The sequence below is a fragment of the Rubripirellula amarantea genome (genome assembly GCF_007859865.1).
Taxonomy (GTDB): Bacteria; Planctomycetota; Planctomycetia; order Pirellulales; family Pirellulaceae; genus Rubripirellula; species Rubripirellula amarantea.
Genome location: NZ_SJPI01000001.1, coordinates 984,777 through 1,001,900 on the forward strand (window position 1 = coordinate 984,777; position 17,124 = coordinate 1,001,900).

Annotated in this window: 14 protein-coding genes; 5 read left to right on the forward strand and 9 right to left on the reverse strand. The window is 53.8% G+C overall.

Annotated elements, in window-relative coordinates:
• Positions 1–69 precede the first annotated feature (69 nt).
• From Pla22_RS03550 to larB, 7 genes are all read right to left on the reverse strand, one after another.
• Positions 70–1,071 carry a DHH family phosphoesterase gene (locus tag Pla22_RS03550; RefSeq protein ID WP_146513385.1) on the reverse strand — a complete coding sequence of 334 codons (1,002 nt, stop codon included), beginning with the start codon at positions 1,069–1,071 and terminating at the stop codon, positions 70–72.
• 78 nt (positions 1,072–1,149) lie between these two features.
• The gene (locus Pla22_RS03555; protein ID WP_242631772.1) at positions 1,150–2,118 is read right to left on the reverse strand and encodes a bifunctional riboflavin kinase/FAD synthetase; all 969 of its coding nucleotides are present in this window, start codon (positions 2,116–2,118) and stop codon (positions 1,150–1,152) included.
• Between the two features lie 188 nt (positions 2,119–2,306).
• A complete protein-coding gene (gene pgsW, locus Pla22_RS03560) occupies positions 2,307–3,464 on the reverse strand; it encodes a poly-gamma-glutamate system protein (protein ID WP_146513386.1) in 1,158 nt (385 codons plus the stop codon).
• A complete protein-coding gene (gene pgsC / locus Pla22_RS03565) occupies positions 3,461–3,943 on the reverse strand; it encodes a poly-gamma-glutamate biosynthesis protein PgsC (RefSeq protein ID WP_146515204.1) in 483 nt (160 codons plus the stop codon). The genes pgsW and pgsC overlap by 4 nt, the downstream gene beginning before the upstream one ends.
• Positions 3,944–3,945: 2 nt before the next feature.
• A complete protein-coding gene (gene pgsB / locus Pla22_RS03570) occupies positions 3,946–5,214 on the reverse strand; it encodes a poly-gamma-glutamate synthase PgsB (protein WP_146513387.1) in 1,269 nt (422 codons plus the stop codon).
• A 700-nt stretch (positions 5,215–5,914) separates the two neighbouring features.
• The gene (locus Pla22_RS03575) at positions 5,915–6,856 is read right to left on the reverse strand and encodes an NAD(P)H-hydrate dehydratase (protein WP_146513388.1); all 942 of its coding nucleotides are present in this window, start codon (positions 6,854–6,856) and stop codon (positions 5,915–5,917) included.
• A gap of 26 nt (positions 6,857–6,882) precedes the next feature.
• Positions 6,883–7,653 (reverse strand): nickel pincer cofactor biosynthesis protein LarB, encoded by a 771-nt coding sequence (gene larB, locus Pla22_RS03580; protein ID WP_242631773.1) that lies wholly within the window; start codon positions 7,651–7,653, stop codon positions 6,883–6,885.
• A gap of 140 nt (positions 7,654–7,793) precedes the next feature.
• On the opposite strand from larB, the gene Pla22_RS03585 reads away from it, so the two are divergent.
• The 3 genes from Pla22_RS03585 (at position 7,794) to Pla22_RS03595 (ending at position 13,241) form a co-directional block, all read left to right on the forward strand.
• Entirely contained in the window at positions 7,794–9,008 is a 1,215-nt protein-coding gene (locus tag Pla22_RS03585) for an argininosuccinate synthase (RefSeq protein ID WP_146513390.1), read from the forward strand.
• Positions 9,009–9,797: 789 nt separating this feature from the next.
• Positions 9,798–11,666: a DUF1800 domain-containing protein gene (locus tag Pla22_RS03590; RefSeq protein ID WP_165440500.1), complete on the forward strand. Its 1,869-nt coding sequence runs from the start codon at positions 9,798–9,800 to the stop codon at positions 11,664–11,666.
• A 93-nt stretch (positions 11,667–11,759) separates the two neighbouring features.
• Positions 11,760–13,241, forward strand: a complete 1,482-nt coding sequence (locus Pla22_RS03595) for a DUF1501 domain-containing protein (protein WP_146513392.1) — start codon at positions 11,760–11,762, stop codon at positions 13,239–13,241.
• A gap of 68 nt (positions 13,242–13,309) precedes the next feature.
• Here the strand turns inward: Pla22_RS03595 and Pla22_RS03600 are convergent, their stop codons facing one another.
• Entirely contained in the window at positions 13,310–14,056 is a 747-nt protein-coding gene (locus Pla22_RS03600) for a DUF1559 family PulG-like putative transporter (protein ID WP_165440501.1), read from the reverse strand.
• A gap of 365 nt (positions 14,057–14,421) precedes the next feature.
• On the opposite strand from Pla22_RS03600, the gene dtd reads away from it, so the two are divergent.
• Positions 14,422–14,874: a D-aminoacyl-tRNA deacylase gene (gene dtd, locus Pla22_RS03605; RefSeq protein ID WP_146513394.1), complete on the forward strand. Its 453-nt coding sequence runs from the start codon at positions 14,422–14,424 to the stop codon at positions 14,872–14,874.
• A gap of 19 nt (positions 14,875–14,893) precedes the next feature.
• Here dtd and Pla22_RS03610 read toward each other — a convergent pair whose 3' ends face one another.
• Positions 14,894–15,613, reverse strand: coding sequence for a metal-dependent hydrolase (locus tag Pla22_RS03610; protein WP_146513395.1), 720 nt, complete (start codon positions 15,611–15,613; stop codon positions 14,894–14,896).
• A gap of 349 nt (positions 15,614–15,962) precedes the next feature.
• Here Pla22_RS03610 and Pla22_RS03615 point away from each other — a divergent pair, with 349 nt between their 5' ends.
• Positions 15,963–16,667, forward strand: coding sequence for a CvpA family protein (locus tag Pla22_RS03615; protein ID WP_146513396.1), 705 nt, complete (start codon positions 15,963–15,965; stop codon positions 16,665–16,667).
• The last annotated feature ends 457 nt before the right edge of the window (positions 16,668–17,124 follow it).

Here is a 17,124-nt window from a genome sequence, read left to right on the forward strand (position 1 = left end):
GCCGCGCAAAAAGCCAAAGTGCGACTACACAAAGGCATCACCCAAATGGCAATCGGTAAGCTGGTTGCCCTAGGATGCTTCAGCCACAGCCTTCTGCATCGCTTCGCGGACGACGGGAAGCACGCGTTCTTTGACTTCTGTTAGAGTGCCTTCGAGGAAGGCACCGGCGGCTGCCTTATGCCCACCACCGCCAAATTGGCGAGCGATCTCGTTGCTATCCATGCTGCATCGACTTCGGAAACTCAGCTTGAATCCCCCGCGAATCTGGCCGACGAAGATCACCGCCGCGAGGGCTCCTTCGACGCCAAGGGTCAAGTTGATTGCGTCCTCGGTATCGTTGGGAAGTGCGCCCATCTTTTCGAAGTCTTCTTTTTCGACATAGGTGTGCATTAGCGTGCCACCTAGTTCGGCTTCGGTGCGAGAGAGAATCAAGCCTCGCAATTTCAGGCGGCCGATGGTGTCGCGTTCATACAGATCGCCATAAATTTCAGCCGGCATCACCCCCGCCTCGATCAGGCGGGCGATCACTCGATAGGTTTCCGGAGTGACGCTGGGAAAGCGAAACCAACCTGTATCAGTCGCGATCGCCGCGAAAAGAGGCATCGCCATGGTTCGGGTAAGCGGCACACCCAAAGCATCTGCGGCTTGCACAACCAGATGCCCTGTCGCTTCTGATTGATAATCTTTGTACATGATCGCACCGAGATCGTCTTCGCCGATGTGATGATCAAGCACCATCTTGTCGCAAGTGGCGGCTCTGATGACGTCTCCCATATCACCAAGTTGTGCCCAAGCGCTGGTATCTAAGACCATGATGCAATCCGCCTTGATGTCCTCTGGTTCAACATCGTCGCCGAGGACCTCGATATTGGCAGCGGGATCAAGAAACTGCAGCGCCGGTGGCGTTCGGTGCGCGTTGATAATGCGGACCTTCTTGCCAATCGTGCGAAGAACTTCAGCCATTCCCAGTTCGCTACCCAAGGCATCGCAGTCGGGTCGAATATGGCTGACCAGAACAAAGGACTCGTAGTGGCTCACTTGGTTGGTAAAAGCTTTCCAGTTGACGCCCATGTAGTCGAGTCCTTAGTGGTGCCCCGTACAGCCGCTTAGCGGTCTGGGAAGGGCAGGGGAGTGGTGGTCGGAAAAGCGTCACGACGCGAGGATCGCGCGGACGGATTCCATATCTTGTTGCAGTTGGTCGATCAATTGCTCGGCGGAATCAAATTTTTTGACATCTCGAACCCGGTCGATAAAGTCCACCATGAGTGTTTTTTTGTAGAGGTCGCCATGATAGTCCAGCAAATGGACCTCTACTTTAACCTTTTGGTTGTCTCCGAAGGTTGGATTAGGCCCTAAGTGGACCGCCGCTGGGAACTTTGTCCCGTCCACCCATGCGTATCCCGCGTAAACGCCAGTGGCGGGAATCGCGACATCAATTTGGGTCAGGTTAGCCGTCGGAAATCCAATCTCCCGCCCCCGTCCGGCTCCTGTTGCGACCAAACCACGGATCCGATGGGGCACCTCGCAAAGCTGGATCACAGCCTTTACTTCGCCACGAGAAAGATGGTTGCGAATGGAACTACTGCTGACCATTTTGCCGCTTTGCGACTCGGCGCTGACAATCGACAACTCGATTGAATGCTGATCGGTCAGTTGTTTGAGGGCTTCAATGTCGCCGCCCCGGTCTCGCCCAAAGAAGAAATTGGGTCCCTCGACCATCGCCCGTGCAGCCAAGCGATCTACCACCAGACGTTGAAAAAAATCTTCGGCCGAAAGCTGTAACAGTTCAGGGGTCGTTCGGCAAACCAGCAAAAAATCAATGCCAAGGGGCGTCATTCGCTCGGCTCGCAATTCCATCCACGTCAATCGCAGCGGAGCAAGCTCTGGTCGCAAAATACGGGCCGGATGCGGATCGAACGTCACGGCAACCGACGGCCCACCCAGATTACATGCCATCTGGTGCAGTCGCTTCAATAGGACCGCGTGCCCTCGATGGACACCGTCGAAGTTCCCAATGGCAATCGCGCCGCCCTGAAGCTTCGCTAAAGCATCGCCTGGATCACAGGCAGTCGCTAGCTCGGCGGATCCGATGTCATCGAGAAAAACCAGTTGGGTCACGCGAAACGAAGCTCGTAAGATCGGAGTAGGGCAGGGCGGGCTAGGAATTAATCGCCCATTATGCCTGACATACCCCGTTCTTCGTAGCGGGCCGCTTCGCGTCAGCCGGAAAAGATCAGATCATGCACCGAGTACCAGGGTTTCCGCTTAAAACCCGCCTCGCGTAATCCGTTGGGATCCTCTTCGTTCTAGACCATCCACTGAGGTTCTTCATGAGACTCTGGCCACCAACGCCACTGGCGTAACTTTCGAACCAAGACTGGTGGCGGCTTAACGGCTAGCCACGTTGTCATCAGCACCACCAAGATGCCTAGACCGGCGAGCCAACGACGCTGACTTGACATTGAATAGACCGTACTCTGACCCACCATCTGACGCTCCAGTGGTGCTACCGCCATTCCGTAACGCTTGGCCAAAACGACTGCGTTGATGAAATTGATGAACGGAACATCGTTCTTAAGGAAACGAGCCGCCACGCAGTCATCAGGAATATCCATCGCCTCGTATTGTTTGCGAGTGATCAAACCACTCCCAAACAGATCATTGCCATCAGTTCCGCCCACGGACGCGGCCCCACCACCGACATTGATGTACGCCTTGATGGGCTCGCTTTCTGCCGACGCATGAAAGGCCTCCATTCGCATGTCGATAGATTCTTCAAGCGATTCGCATCGCAGCAATCGGCAATCGTTCCGAGTGATCGCATCGGACAACAACTTGCGTGTGTCATCGGACATCCCAGCGGCCGAGTCACGAAAGCCCCCGTAAGACATCAACAGGCTACGTTGAGACAACAACCCTTCGTCATACAGGATCTTCTCCATGTCGGGCCACATCATGCCCGGATCATTGGCACCGTACTGGCTCGATGCCGCACTGCTCACCACCAAAGGCCGAACATCCAAGCTCTCGCACGCTTGCAATACTGCGACGTCGAGTGCGGGAAAACTACCCGTCATGCCGATGGCAACACAATCGCCTGGTTTCACCCCCGCATCAAGCAGAAGTCGAACGGTGACCGCCGCGAAGTTTGGGTTTACCGAAGTTTGCTTGGCATCTAAATGCCCTGGCAATGTTGTCACTAGCGACATCGTTGGGCCAAGCATGCCGGTGCTCGCGGGGTCGTTCATCTTGAGCATTTTCTGTCCGAGCTCAACACGCCGACATTGAATCGCGTCAAATGCAGCTTGAGTTCGGTAGGCCGCTTCAAGCATCCGCTCTCGTTCCCAATCACTCGTTAAATGTGGGAAAAACCGAAGCATTGCTAACGACACAAACGTCATCGCGGCGATCCAAATCAACGAACGATTGGATATTTTCTGTGTTCGGAAATACAAAGACTTCATACGAGTGTCTCCATCCCCATTACTACCAATACCAAGTGAACCAAACCCGAGGCAGCAAACAATGGCGAAAGAGTTTGCAACATGCTGGTACGGTCAATCCACAACGCGATCAAACCGGGAATCACAAATCCAATCACACCAATACTGATCGTTGCCGGGTCCGCCACGACATCAGGGCCAGCCGACCATCCGGCTTGCATCAAAAACAATTGCCGAAGAGATTCACCGATTGCGAATCCAATCAGCATCGTTAACACGACACGTCGACGTCCGAAGACAATCGCGTGCTTGCTAATCAACCGGACCACTGCGAATGTTAGAACCGCCGCGACAAGTGTCATCACCACTGTCATGGGTCGATCGAAATGCAGTGCCAAGTAACCTGGAACGATCATGCCACCAACACTTAAGCCGAACGCTTCAGTGAACAACAGGCTGACAATCAAACCCAAGCCAATAGAAACCGTGACCCACTCCATTTTCAAGAAGCTCCTACAAGTTGACGAGCGTTGAGATTGGAATTCGAAGCCGTCGGAACCACTGCTGGATCCCAGCAATCGTGCGCCTCGAAGAAATCAGCGAGTTCAAAACCGGGACCGTACACGTTGCCGATCCCCATAATCATCACCGCCGGGGACTGCAGTGCGGAAGCTGTGCAAATGGCTTCGAGCACATCTTCGCTGGTCGAGTCATCTAACGATATGATTTTCGATTTCTCGATACCGCTTCGAATGGCTGCGCGAGTGAACATCTCCTTGCCGGTTCCCATGACGATCACTTGGTCGGCGCGAGTCCAGGCACCGATGGCGGATCCCATTGTTTCCGAACGGTCGGGTCGGTCAGCGCGGCAATTCATCACCATCACGCGGTGTTCAACACCGGGAAATCTATCGAACGCAGTTTCCCAAAGTTGCTCAGTCGACTCTGGATCATTCGCGGCAAATCCGTTGACGAACTTCCAATGGGAACGCCCAGCAACCATCGTTTGGTGCACTCGCATCGCACCAGGGTCCGGTGTCGCAGCCCACATGCCCCGAAGAGCGTCTTGACGATCCACACCAATCGAAGCGCACACGCGAAGAGCCAACGCAACGTTATCGCGGTGTTCTAGATAGCTGAATCTTGCTAGCTCTTCATCAGAGATCGCGGCGGCATCGGACTGGTTCACGACCACAAGCTCTGAGCCACGATCCATGGTCGCTCGCTTCATGACGGCCAACGAGTCTTCGCGTGTTTCCGCGGTGAACAACTCGCCACAAACCGGCGTGGTTCCGGCGAGAGCCGTAGCAACATCCAAACGAGTTGGTCCCATTACATCTAAGTGGTCGGCGCGAGCATTGGTGATCACACCATGAGTGGATCGCACAAGCTGCAGTTCACACGTTGACTGCAACAAAGGCTGCAGCGCCATGCACTCGATCACCAACGCTTCGGCGTTCGATTCGACTGCGGCGCGAACCACTCGTTTCTGCTCGATCACGTTGGCGCGACCGGGACGGAAGATAGGGATTTCTTTTCCGCTCGGGAAAATCATCCTAGCCAAGGTGCCCGTTGTCTTAGCGCAGGTCCGAATGCCGCCGCCACGAAGGCCTGCAGCAATCAAACGAGCCACCGACGACTTACCGCGGGTTCCGTTTACGTGGATGCGAATAGGGATGCGATTCAGACGGCGACGATACAGCCACGCTTCCCCCAGAAATCCAACACAGGTCATGCTCGCCAACAATACGAGCGTGCTCAAACTACTCACCGGGCCTGTCCTTAAAGAAGGCTTTGAACAAGGTACAAGTGCAGACAGACACGCACAGGATTGGCGATCGGCGAACATTGCGCACTAACGCGCGCAACGCAACACTTCGCGTTCCCTGGGTATCTCGCACCAAAAAAGAGCTGCTACTTCGGCCTACCGATGACTGGTGGGAGAGAGCAGAGGGAATTGGATCATTGACATAGAATAGGTCTCCTATTTCGGCGATGGGGACATCGAACCACGGAGAAGAGAAGAAGAAAAGGTCAACGGCACAAACCGTTGATAGAGTGACCGTACGCAAAGGCGGGTCGAGTCGTAAAGTGGAGATTTCAAAAAAACGGATCCCGGCTTACCACCCAACACAGGTGGACTGATTGCTATCCGGGAATGCTTATTTTGAAGTCCTGAAATTTGCAGGTGGAACGAATGATTTGCTCACTTGCAGATTCCGTCAATAGGCGAAATTTCTAGAATTGGATAACAACTCTTTTTGCACGCCAAATCACGTCAATAACGGCGTCTAGATTCATTAGATCTTTAACAACTCACCCGCTCACTGCCTCGGATTTTCGCTGTTTCGCACTTTGAGACGTAGCGGGATCTTTGCCGTTTCGCAATTAGCGACGCGCAGGGCGGTTTCAGGCAGATCTAGGTTCGGCAAACGTTCTCGCAGTTGTGCATGAAGATTGCCAATTGCCACTTAAGTTAGCCCGGACCATGCCGCTGGTAACGACTGGAGAATCTCCAACGCCGTCATGGACACAATTCCGTGTTCCTGGCGAGCCAAGTCGCCCGCATGCCCGTGTACCCAAACACCCAAACGCGCCGCGTCCCAGCACGAGTATCCCTGACCAAGCAGGCTCGTGATCACTCCCGTAAGGACATCGCCGCTGCCACCGGTCGCCATCCCCGGATTGCCCGTCGTATTGACGTACTTGTCGTCTGCGCTGACCACCACCGTCGGCCCGCCTTTGACAACCACCACGACGCCAGTTTGGCGACATAGTTCTTGCGAGGCTTCAATCTGCTGTTGTCGCTCACCGGCGGGAACGCCAACCAGCCTTTGCAGCTCTCCGGGATGGGGAGTCAAAACCAGAGGGCCGAAACACCCGGCCGCTTCCGGTCCACCTGACTCCTGTTGGTCGGACTCCGATTCATCGCGTCGCTTTCCCGTTCGGCAAGACACCGGCTGTTCTCGCCAACCAATGATGCTGAGGGCGTTCAACGCGTCGGCGTCGAATACCCGCGGCACGTGCACTTGGTGCAGAAGCCGCTCTGTCATTCGCAAGCTTCCCGGAGCCGTCGTCATCCCGGGGCCGATGCCCACGGCATCAACTCCCGCAAGCTCGTCGACAATACAAGCGGCTGCCTCGAACGCAAAACGGCCGCGTGAGTCATCTGCCATCGGTCTCGTCATGATCGCCGGATGAAACGAGGCGACCGTTTCCAAACAACCATCTGGCACCGCTGCCGACACCAAACCGCTGCCCGACTTTAGCGCCGCGATCGACGACAGGGAAATCGAACCAGCCATGCCACGCGAACCTCCGATCAACATCACTCGACCGAAACTTCCCTTGTGCGAATCGCTCGCGCGAGAGCGAAGCTTGACGGGTGCAGACGAGGGCAGGGCAGGGGACATAGAAATTGTCTTAGGTTCGAACCAAGTCAAGGAGAAGTTTGGGCTGCGGAGGCGTTGATCAATTGACGCACCACCATGCCCGCCATGTAGCCGCCTTTAAACCCAGCATCGATGTTTACCACAGCCACGCCAGCGGCGCAGGATGTCAACATGCCCAATAGCGCGGTGACGCCACCTAGATTGGCGCCATAACCAACGCTAGTGGGAACTGCGAAGATCGGTGCCGACACATAGCCGCCAACCACCGACGGCAATGCGCCTTCCATTCCAGCGACCACCACCAGTGCCGACGCTTTGCAAAGTTGAGGAGCGGCGGCGGCCAATCGCTGCGGCCCGGCGACACCGATGTCTTCAAACAATCGCACTGGCACATTCATCCACCGCAGGGTCTCAACAGCCTCTAACGCTACGTTCATGTCCGTGCTGCCGGCCGTCACGACGGCGACATGAAGGTCGCTCTCAGAAAAATCCGTGGTATCGTCGATCGGTGATGCTGCCACCCGAAGCGTTCGTGCGAGTGAGTGATACTTGGTATTTGCAAAGGCAGCGTCAATCTCTTCAGCCACGCTCGGGTCCACTCGAGTGACCAGCACGGATTGCCCGTTCTTGAGCTGAGCCTGGGCAATCCGAGAAATGAGCTGCGCCGATTTGCCTTCCCCATAAACCACCTCGCCAAATCCGCAGCGAGCTTGGCGACCCAAATCTACCGTCGCCCCTTCGACCCGTGCGACTTGATAGGGGCTTACACCGTCTGAATGCTGCTCGGGGCCAATCGAATCAGGGGCGGGGTTGGACAATGGACACCTTGCAAGGCAGAGGAAACGGATTCAAATGGGGTCAGCAGAATGACATAGGGTGATCAGAAGATTCCCCCGATTTTACGCGTCGATCTTTATCGTCGACATTTTCTTGAATTTTAACAGCGGACTCTATCGTAATGAAAAGTTGCGTATTGGCTTACTCAGGCGGACTCGATACCTCGGTCATTTTGGGCTGGCTTCAGGACCAGGGCTACGAGTGTCACTGTGTTTATGTCGACCTGGGTCAACCTTGCGAAGACCGTCAAGCGATCATGAAGAAGGCGAAGGACTGCGGTGCAGCTTCTTCTCACCTGATCGATGTCCGCGAGGAACTCTGTCGCGACTTTGCCTTTCCAGTCTTGGCTTGGCAGGCAAAGTACGAGCAAATCTATTTGCTGGGAACTTCGATTGCACGACCGCTAATCAGCAAGAAGTGCCTTCAAATTGCACGCGAAGTGGGAGCAACCGCCTACGCGCACGGAGCAACGGGGAAGGGCAATGACCAATGCCGCTTCCAACTTGCCGCCGAGGCGCTGGATCCCAAGGTTGAAATGATTGCGCCTTGGCGTATCAAAGCCTTCCGCGATGCCTTCCCCGGCCGCACTGAACTGATTGCCTACTGCAACGAGCGCAACATTCCCGTTAAAGCATCCACGTCCAAGCCGTATAGCAGTGACGAGAATGTTTTGCACATTAGTTACGAAGCAGGGCAGCTCGAAGAGCTGGACGTCAATGGCGTTGAATTGGTCGACTTTGGTATGGGAGTCAGCCCGCAGGAGGCTCCTGACAAAGCAGAAAAAGTAACGATTGGATTTGAATCGGGCGTTCCCGTGAGTCTTAACGGCAAAACCGTCAGCGCGCTCGAAATGGTCGAGTCACTCAACCAGATTGGCGGCCGCAACGGCGTCGGCCGTATCGACATGGTCGAAAACCGCTTCGTGGGAATGAAGAGCCGGGGCGTTTACGAAGCTCCAGGCATGACCATTCTGTACGATGCGTTGATGTACATCGAACAATTAACGATGGACCGCGATTTGATGCACCTTCGCGACCGCATGGCACCCGAAGTAGCTGAAATGGTGTACTACGGATTCTGGTATACGCCGAAGATGGACGCGTTGATGGCCTTCATCAAAGAAGCTCAGAAGCCATGCACTGGTGAAGTAACCTTGCAACTTTACAAGGGCAATATCATAGTCGATTCACGAACAAGTCCTAACAGCTTGTATGACGCTGAAATCGCAACCATGGAGGGCGGTGGCTCTTACAACCAAGACGATGCCGAAGGCTTCCTGCGAATTCAAGGATTGCCATCGAGAGTGCAGGGGAGCGTTGCACCGCGACCCTACTGAGATATTCAGCTCAGTGAGTGTAAGCCCAGTGATGTGAGATAAGCTCAGTGATGTGAGATAAACTCGGTGATGTAAGATAAACTCGGTGATGTGAGATATCATCAGCGAGTTACTGAGCAGCACGGGAGCATGACGACTTGCGGCTTGCCGGGCCGAGTCACAGCTTGCCGAGTCACAGCTTGCCGAGTCACAGCTTGCCGAGTCACAGCTTGCCGAGTCACAGCTTGCCGAGTCACAGCTTGCCGAGTCACAGCTTCAAGCCTCCTGAATCCTACGACGGCGAAAGCCAGCCCGCACAGCGTTGGTTGCGCCAGCCTGCGCAGTAATGAATGCGAAGTATTGAATGCGAAGTGCTACGCACAACCGTCACCTTATTGCTAGCCATGCAACGCAGAGCATCATCGAGTGAGCAATGGGTGAGGTCGGGCGTTTAGGAAGGAGCGCTAATACCATCCACGCCCCCACCAAAGCAGATCCGCACCGCACCCCCTGGGGTGCGGTGCACCGGCTGGTTGGTCGAAAAAAGGGATTTAGACCCGCTAAGGAATAATTCGTTCCAGTAAAGCGACCATTACTTCGCAATAATTGCCACTCTTCGTTGACTCGTTTTGCCGATACGCCTACGATAGGGCCCCTATGGAGGTTAAGAACGGTGCGATCCGCAACTTAGCTTTCATGGTTATTGCCTGGGTACGTGACATTTTCGTTTACGTTCTTAGGACACCTACTCGGCTTTTCTTTCCGGTTGAATCTTGGCACCTCCTTCGTGCAAACAACAAGGTAATGGCGATGCGCAGCACCCGATCTCGGCTCACCAGAGCATTCTCAGTTCTACTGCTTGGAACAGTTGTCGTTTCCTCTGCGACGGCAGGAACGTTTGAAACGGATTCATCAGCAGAAGCTAGTTTGCTCAAACGGAAGGTTCGTGCCGCCATCTTCTTGCACCGGGCTACATTCGGTCCGACGATTGAGGAGATTGATGCGCTCGCAGCCGAGATGGTGGCAAAGGGAACTCGAAAAGCCTGTTCGGATTGGATCGACGATCAACTTGCATTGCCTGCCTCGCTGCATGAACCACTCGCGATTGACATGTACCAGGGAGACGGACTTGTAGGTGACGAAAGCGACGGAGATAGCGTCTGGATTCAGCGGTATAAGTTCCACGCTTGGTGGCACAACGCTCTTAACGCCGAAGACCAGTTGCGACAACGAATGGCTTGGGCACTGATCCAAATTTTGGTTACGAGCGAAGATGGTGCGGGTTTCAATGACCGAAACTTGGGCAACGGCCGACCAACCGGACAAAATCTTCCACGGTGGCTCGGCGTGGTCGATTACTACGACACGCTTGTCTCAGGTGCATTTGGCAATTATCGCGACTTGCTAGAAAACGTAACCTATCACCCCATCATGGGTGTTTATCTATCGTCGATGCGAAACCGGAAAACGGATGGCGTTCGCGTACCCGACGAAAACTACGCTCGCGAAATCATGCAGCTCTTTACGATTGGGCTGTACGAGCTCAACCTTGACGGATCCCCTAAGCGAACCACGCAGGGTGAATTGATTCCAACTTACGACAACGACACCATCCAAGAACTGGCAAAGGTGTTCACGGGCCTGACCTTCCAACCCAACGCATCGAACAATTGGAACACTTTCTGGTCAGGCAACGACTTTGATTTGCCGATGGCGATGTACCAACCCGAACACGACACGACCCCTAAGGTACTGTTCGGCGGCGCGTACACGATCGACGATCCGCAAAGCGACGGTGAGAATGAAATTGACGAAGCGCTTGACATCTTGTTTGAGCACGACAATACAGCTCCCTTCATCGCGTATCGTTTGATTCAACGGTTTGTAAAAAGCAATCCGTCACGTGGATATGTTCGGCGAGTTGCTCGAAAATTCGAGAACAATGGTCAGGGCGTTCGAGGTGACTTGGGTGCCGTGGTAAAGGCAGTGCTATTAGATCCTGAAGCTTGGCGTAGTGTTCGTATCGTTCAACGGCGATCGCCTGACCGAGTGATAGTGACATCTCGCGGTACAGAGTATTCCCGGTTGCGTGAACCACTACTCCGCTACGCTCACTTTATGCGTTCGGCTCATCCTACTACCAACTATGGCGGTGACGGCCTATTCCGGATTCGCCCGATTGACTGGGTCATCGTTCAGGAATCATACCGATCCCCGAGCGTCTTCAATTTCTGGCTCACGGACTATCAACCTGCTGGAGACATCGTCAGCTTTCAACCCTCGCGGCGCATAACGAACGGAGCACTTGTCGCCCCCGAGTTTCAGATGAAAACGTCGGTGACGTCAAACTACTTTATCCAGTTGTTTATTTGGCAACTCGATAGCGCAGAATTTAACGTTGGAAACAACCAACCGGACAAGAAGTTCTTCTTCAACTGGGATGCCGAAAAAGCCATGGTGGAAGCCTCAGAAGGGGACGAAGGCTTGGTAAACCTTGTTGACTATCTTGATCTGCTGCATTGCTGCGGAACGATGCCTCAAGAGTACAAGGACAAGATCGTTGAAATAGTGAACTACGAGACACGCAACCAAACGGCCGACGCTGATTACTCGAAACGTCGGTTTGTTGGTGCTGCACTAGCTGTACTTGCTTCACCTTTCTGCGCCATCGCTGAATAGTGGTTATTAATCGCTGAGCTGAAACATTTGGCCTCCAGCTCAGCGACTCTTTTTCAAAACAAGTCTTATCGCTTCCTCCAAGAGTTCAACGCTATGAATAGCCAACCCATCATCAAACGCGGTCTCGAGTCACGCCGCAGCATGCTTAAGATGGCAGGTGGATGTGCTGCCCTCACTAACACATCGCTACTGTCAACAATCTTAAATCTTTCGGCAACGAATGCTGCGGTAGCCCAGTCCGGCAATTTGACCGACTACAAAGCGATCGTTTGCTTGTTTCTTTTTGGCGGAAACGATTCGTTCAATATGATCACCCCGACCTCGGGATCTGATACATCGGGTGAACGCAAGAACTACCTTGATTCTCGAGGTGGTGTGTATGCCGCGGGCAATGGCGCTTTGGGACTAGCCGCCTCTCAGCTTCATACGATTAACGATCCATCGGGAAGAACGTTCGGACTTCACCCAGAATTAGGCGATCTAAAAACGCTCTATGACGCAGGTAAACTTACGTTCGTCTGCAACGTGGGATCGCTTGTCGAGCCAACGACTCGCGCTCAGTACAACACTGCCGCCAGTCTTCCACTGGGATTGTTTTCTCACTCGGACCTTCAACGTCACTGGATGACATCCGTACCTCAGACACGCTCTCAGGTTACCGGATGGGCAGGCCGCATGGCAGATCTGCTGACAAACCAGACGAACAATAACGATTCGGTTTCGATGAACATTGCTCTCGACAGCGTGAACATGATGCAAACGGGGTCGGGCGTTGTCCCCTACGTCATCAGGTCTAACGGAGCACAAGAAGTTAGTTGGTATAGCAAGAATCCCACATGGTATTATCCAAGGATGTTCTCGCAACTAACCGATGACGTTCTTTCTCGTTCCTATGGCAACTTGCTTGAACGAACCTTTGCTGAGCAGAACCGCACAGCACTCGATGCCGCGATTGGATTTAATCAAGCTACCAGCTCAATCACCACTTTCGACAACCTGTTTGCAAACGTTAGTGGCGATAACGATGGAAATCGGCTGAGAGGCAACTTCAAGATGATCGCGAAGTCGATCGCAGCCCGCGACACGATTGATCAAAAGCGTCAAGTGTTCTTCGTTGGCCTTGGTGGCTTCGACAACCACGACGAGCTGATTCTTAACCAGACAAGCACCATGGCGAGAGTGAACTCAGCACTTTCTGACTTCCAAGCTGCGATGGACTTGATCGGCATGACTGATAACGTTTTGACGTTCACTGCCAGTGACTTTGCCCGCACGCTCAACAGCAACGGACGCGGTAGCGACCACGCCTGGGGTGGGAATCAAATCGTGATGGGCGGACCAGTCAATGGCAACCGAATTCATGGCCAGTATCCAATGAACCTCGCTAACGTCGAGGACGGCTTGGACCTTGGGCGAGGTCGCTTGATTCCAACTACATCGGTCGATGAGATGGCTGCCGAGATTGCAATGTGGTACGGCATCGACAATGACACGAACCTAGAACAAGTGTTGCCCAACATCCGAAACTTCCACGCGGCAAATGCGGGGGCGCACCCGATCGGGATGCTCTCCTAAAGCCAATTGCTCATCTTCAATATTCAGCAAAACACTCGAGCCATGCTCGAGTGTTTTTTTGTTGTTGTTCAATCGAGAGTGTCGTCTGGCAACCGCTCCTCGCCGTTCGGTGTGACCAGAGCAAGAAACACAGATGGTTCTATCGTGTCTTGAATAAAATGGCCACGACCATCCACGGTCGCTACCGCCACGCCGCCTTCGATTAATCCACCGGGCTCGATGCCGGGATTCAATAAAAGCGAGCCTCGCATGAGTGTGAAATCGAGATCCATTGGTTCGGTCCAAGACATGGGAGGAACCGACGGAGCGCCCTCCACGACCAACAGCGTTTGTGTCGGATCATCTGTGATCTCTGCAGGGCTAAACGCAGCGGCCTTCGGAAACAAAGTCCCGGGACCAGTGATCAGAAAGTAGTCGGGTCCCGAGCCCATCGCGTAGGGGCCAGCGTTGGGATGAACGTAGACCTGTGGAATGCGGTAGTCGGTAACCTGCCGATTCTTTGGATCATCCCAAGGCAAGTCGAAGTCAATCTGGTCATACAAAGACTGCTCGCCCAAATAAGGCAAGATTAAAGTTCGCCAAGAATGCATGGGAACGTTGTTAGAATCCAACGTCATGCTCGGCGGATACGTTCCATGATCAGCGGCATAGGCGTTGAGTGCCTTCGCGATCCGTTCGAGATTGCGCATGGAAGCTTTCTGGTCGCGATTGTTCGACAGAGTCTCCATCGTCCTTCCACCAAACCGGACGACGGTAAAGAAGAAAGCAGTTAGCAGCAACAGGCTCACAATCGTTGTCGCGATTAAACGTGGCACACGCAAGTCGCTTCGATGCTTGAGTGGCCTGGATGTTGGCGGTTCCTTGGGGTGTTCTCCGGCGAACAGAGGCACTTCAATGGGCTGACCACACAGAACGCAACTACCCGAATGCCCACTGTATTGGTCATCCACTTGGGTCTTGGTTTGACAATGAGGACAGGTAAACAGGAAAGGCATGTGAGTTCCATGCGAGCTGGAATAGATTGAACTTACGTTTCAAGCCATATTGTCACGATGGACGAACGGCAAATGCGGGCAGGGCAGGGGAGTGACCCCAAATTGGTGCACGCTCAAGTCTAACAAACCAGCAACTCTTCTCACCACCAACCATCTCTTCTCACCACCAACCGTTAAGGATCGTTATGCGAGTCGTCTTACAGCGAGTCAGCCATGCCGCCGTGGAAGTCGATCATCAAATCGTGGGCCAAATTGAACATGGCATTCTGGCATTGATCGGCGTTAGTCACGATGACACCCTCCAAGACGCCAAGTGGCTCGCCGAGAAAACAACACAGTTGCGAATATTCGCAGACGATCAAGGAAAAATGAATCGTAGTGTTCTCGATGTGGGTGGAGGAGTCTTAGTGGTAAGCCAATTCACGCTGCTGGGTGATTGTCGAAAAGGTCGCCGACCAGCATTCACGGCAGCAGCCGATCCAGCAATCGCCAATGAATTGTATCTTCACTATGCCGACCAGATCGCGGCCACGGGGATTAAAGTAGCCAAAGGAATCTTCGCGGCTGACATGAAGGTCTCGCTAGTTAACGACGGACCGGTCACCATGGTCATAGATCGCTGCGAAAAGACATCGTGATGACCTTCGAATCGAGCGGCTATCGCCATGGAAGATCAAAGGTATTCGACGGCGTATCTGGTCGAGCAATGTAGTCCCGCTCGAGCAGTGTGCGAGAACGGATTCGATCCACGACCGCGTGATCGCCCATCGCAAAGTAAATCAGTATGCCGAGCAACGTATACAGTGCCGTGTTTGCGATTGCACTTGGCCCAAAAAACTTAAGCGCTGTGCCGAAGGACTGCTTGAGCCGAAATCCTCTCGCAATATCGACGGCCCAGATTTCATCCATAATCAAGTGGACCATGAAACCTAAGATAACCGCGCTGCTCTTGTAGACTCGGATCGACTCGGTCGGACAAGGCATGATGAGGTAGGCAATCAAGCCGGCCGACGCGGCCGCAGGAATGCTGTGCCACATTCCTCGGTGGACAGTGAACCGCTTGAAGAACTCAACCGCGACGAAGCGAATCGAAATGTAAACCAGCATCGCCGCCAGCGCCATTGCCTCATGCGAGAACCCTAGATCTCGAAATCGGTCGATCATTAGCATCGGTGCTATCGCCGCGACAAACATGCTGGTCTCACGCAATGGGATACCCGAATCGCTGTCGAGGTCGGGCAACATGCCACTGACCGCGCACAAGCCACCCGCTAACATGCTGCTCTCAAGCGACATGGATTGTTCGACCACACCCCAGTAGCCGTAGGCAACGCCGACCAGGGTGCTTCCCGTAATGTGTGATTTGAAATCCGCCACGAATGTTCTAAGTAGGCGAGGTCTAGGTTGGGGACAAGAACGACGCAGGTGAGGGCAGGGGAGTCGCCTGCAAAACTCATACGCCTTGTTGCGACGAACACACGTTTGCTAGCAAACCCAGGAAGCGTCATTTCTACGAGCACCCTTCTCTTCATTATGCATACGAAGAAATCGACTTTGCTCGCTACGCCGAATCGACCTTCGAATCCGACGGCCGAGTTGCTAAAAGACAGTTTGAATAATCCAGATTCAAACTCTCACAGGGGTGCGTCATCGCAACTCCGAGAAGTTCACTGCGACATGCAACACAACTTCAGCGAGTTTGCTATTCACCCCCATCGAAGTAGCCATGGAAATTTACGACATCCTGATGATTGTGGTCTTAGTCGCCGCGATGGTCTTCGGAGCCATCAAAGGATTCGCGTGGCAGCTCGCATCGATCGCTTCGATCGTCGTTAGCTATTTCGTTGCCATGAGATTCAGTGAGCCATTCAGTCATTCGATTGCCCTAGAGTCACCGTGGAATCGCTTTCTCGCGATGTTGATCCTTTATGTCGTCACATCGCTGTTGGTTTGGGTTGCGTTTCGAATGATCAGCCATTCAATCGACCGTATGAAGCTAAGCGAGTTCGACCACCACATCGGTGCTGTTTTCGGCCTTATCAAAGGCGGCCTGTACTGCATTCTGATCACGCTCTTTGCAGTGACACTGGGCGGTACCTGGGCCCGTGAAACTGTGGTTCGAAGCAAGGGAGGTCACTACATCGCCGACTTACTTGATCGCAGCGAATCTGTGATTCCGCCCGAGATCCACCAAATCGTCGATCCGTACCTACAACGATTCGACCAGCAATTTAACCAACCAACCGGATCGGGAACACTCAGCCCGAACGCCGCGCAAGTCGCTTCCGAGCTGATCGCTCCGGGCGGCAGTTGGTCTCCGGAATCAGCCTGGCAAAATCCTCCTACGGCCAACCCCACGACTCAACCCAACAACCAATGGGACAGCGTTCCTCGCCAAGCTCGACAGTTCGACGGGAACATCCAACGATAGGCAAAACGACTCGCCATCCAACCGATCTAGCTTCGCCAAAACGAGACACCAATCGCAGAACCAATCAGCACTTCAATCAGCACTCTGGCTACCGCACTAGCTCATCACTAGCTCATCTCAGATCGACATCGCAATGGACCGGGGCAGAAGTAGACCTTCAGGCCTCAATGGCGAACACAGCTACACAGCCCATATCCGGGAAACGCGTCAAATACAGGGAAAAACGCACCTCTAATACAACATAAGAGGCATTATCGGACGTTGCGGGGCGGTTGTTTCTTACCCTGCTGGGCTGATCCGTCTTCACGTCTATGGTCCGATCTTGACCGACCGTCGCCCGCCTAACAGAGCGTCCTGCTCACCGACGATGGGCTTCAAACTGCTCGAGCAAACGTCCGCGAGCGTCGCCCAACAACGCTGCAACTTTAGCTCTCCGCGACTCAATCATCCTGCTCGG

What these genes read in the sequence shown, in the direction of transcription:
- Pla22_RS03550 (WP_146513385.1), bottom strand. Translation starts at nt 1,071, where the DNA reads ATGGGCGTCAACTGGAAAGCTTTTACCAACCAAGTGAGCCACTACGAG.
- pgsW (WP_146513386.1), bottom strand. Translation starts at nt 3,464, where the DNA reads ATGAAGTCTTTGTATTTCCGAACACAGAAAATATCCAATCGTTCGTTG.
- Pla22_RS03595 (WP_146513392.1), top strand. Translation starts at nt 11,760, where the DNA reads ATGAATAGCCAACCCATCATCAAACGCGGTCTCGAGTCACGCCGCAGC.
- dtd (WP_146513394.1), top strand. Translation starts at nt 14,422, where the DNA reads ATGCGAGTCGTCTTACAGCGAGTCAGCCATGCCGCCGTGGAAGTCGAT.
- Pla22_RS03585 (WP_146513390.1), top strand. Translation starts at nt 7,794, where the DNA reads ATGAAAAGTTGCGTATTGGCTTACTCAGGCGGACTCGATACCTCGGTC.
- Pla22_RS03615 (WP_146513396.1), top strand. Translation starts at nt 15,963, where the DNA reads ATGGAAATTTACGACATCCTGATGATTGTGGTCTTAGTCGCCGCGATG.
- pgsC (WP_146515204.1), bottom strand. Translation starts at nt 3,943, where the DNA reads ATGGAGTGGGTCACGGTTTCTATTGGCTTGGGTTTGATTGTCAGCCTG.
- Pla22_RS03590 (WP_165440500.1), top strand. Translation starts at nt 9,798, where the DNA reads ATGCGCAGCACCCGATCTCGGCTCACCAGAGCATTCTCAGTTCTACTG.
- Pla22_RS03575 (WP_146513388.1), bottom strand. Translation starts at nt 6,856, where the DNA reads ATGTCCCCTGCCCTGCCCTCGTCTGCACCCGTCAAGCTTCGCTCTCGC.